The organism is Candidatus Protochlamydia sp. R18 (assembly GCF_000648255.1).
Lineage (GTDB): Bacteria > Chlamydiota > Chlamydiia > Chlamydiales > Parachlamydiaceae > Protochlamydia > Protochlamydia amoebophila.
On sequence record NZ_BASL01000520.1, the window covers coordinates 1 to 820 of the forward strand.

Sequence of the window (820 nt, forward strand, 5' to 3'; positions counted from 1 at the left end):
CTTATGAAAAAATTTGATACTATTTTAGGCGTATTGACATTTGATAAAAGAGAAGAAAGTATTCCAGAAGATTTACAAGAAGCTTTTGCTAAAAGGCAACAGGTGAGACAAGAGAAGAACTGGACGCTTTCCGATGAATTACGTGATTTCATTCATCAAAGAGGCTATTTGATTGAAGACATTCCTCAAGGTGCCAGATTAAAAAAACAATAAGGAAATAAAAATGTCCGATCGCGCAAGAACAAAAGATGAAATGTTTATAATGCGTCTTTATGAAGAAGCTTTAAAACAAGCAGAAATAGAAGATCCTATAGATCGTTATCAGATTGGAAAATTAGCGGGTCTTCAAAAAACTGCTGTGGATACGATTTGCAATTTACTTGCTCAAGCCAATTTTATTAAAAAGAAAAATGTAACTGATATTTCAATTACTCCTCATGGTGCTAAGCTGGCTGAAAGCTTGAAAAAACCATAACTAGGTTAACAATAAAGCAATTAATTGATATAAAACCTCCTTCTTATAAATAGCAAAATTTTTTAAAATTTTAAAAGAAATACAATAAAATAAAATTTGTAAAAATTATTTTAATATTAGAAAAAATTTTTTATTTGTATTAGATATCGCTATGAGAGAGATACAAAAATATACAAAAAAATTAAAGTTATATTATTAAGGGTTGGACAAAATGAACCATTACTCAAGTTCGGCGTCAAGCATGACATGCTTAGGACTAACAAGTAATTGTAAATATTAAAATTTTATATTAATTAATGTAAGTTGCAAATAACTAAGTCGAAATAAAATTTAGATGTAAATAAA

Annotated in this window: 1 protein-coding gene and 1 pseudogene; both read left to right on the forward strand. The window is 27.8% G+C overall.

What is annotated here, in order from left to right:
• Positions 1-213: pseudogene (locus TY19_RS00690) on the forward strand (cysteine--tRNA ligase); the annotation flags it as partial.
• Between the two features lie 10 nt (positions 214-223).
• Entirely contained in the window at positions 224-475 is a 252-nt protein-coding gene (locus TY19_RS00695; RefSeq protein ID WP_042278966.1) for a hypothetical protein, read from the forward strand.
• The last annotated feature ends 345 nt before the right edge of the window (positions 476-820 follow it).

What these genes read in the sequence shown, in the direction of transcription:
- TY19_RS00695 (WP_042278966.1), top strand. Translation starts at nt 224, where the DNA reads ATGTCCGATCGCGCAAGAACAAAAGATGAAATGTTTATAATGCGTCTT.